Below are 620 nucleotides of genomic sequence, written 5' to 3'. Positions count from 1 at the left end.
CTTGTCGAGTTCCGTTCCAACGAAGTCACGCAAAATACGTTGTGCAAGACCAAGCTCGCCATACAGCGTTGAACGTGTCTTGTACTTAGAACGACGCTCCATGACTTTCAGCCATAAGCGTTTTAGGAACGCAGCATCTTGAGAGAGTTCTTTCTCGTCCGCCCCTTCTGCGGCCGTGCGGATAATGAAACCACCGTGCTCATCGCAGTAGTGATTCACCACTTTTTTAAGGCGCTCACGTTCGCTTTCGCTTTCAATACGTTGCGATACACCAACGTGGCTAGCGCCAGGCATAAAGACGAGATAACGGGAAGGAAGTGTGATGTCAGTAGTTAAACGCGCACCTTTAGTGCCAAGAGGATCTTTAACTACCTGTACGACGATATCCTGACCTTGGCGAACCAATTCAGAAATGTCACGAACTTGAAACTGCTGTTTCTCGTTCTCTGCCACACATTCAGTATGCGGAACGATATCAGACGCATGTAAAAACGCCGCTTTATCTAAACCGATATCGACGAAAGCCGCTTGCATGCCAGGCAGTACTCGGCTTACTTTGCCTTTGTATATATTGCCCACAATGCCGCGACGAGATTCGCGCTCGATATGAATTTCTTGTA

Annotated in this window: 1 protein-coding gene; it reads right to left on the bottom strand. The window is 48.1% G+C overall.

Annotation, left to right across the window (positions count from 1 at the left end):
* Nucleotides 1–620, bottom strand: a 620-nt coding sequence (locus R7Z77_RS26535; protein ID WP_318137196.1) for a ribonuclease E/G, incomplete at both ends; no start/stop codon positions are given.

The organism is Vibrio sp. 1401, assembly GCF_033340295.1.
This window is presented reverse-complemented; position numbering and strand designations above follow the sequence as displayed.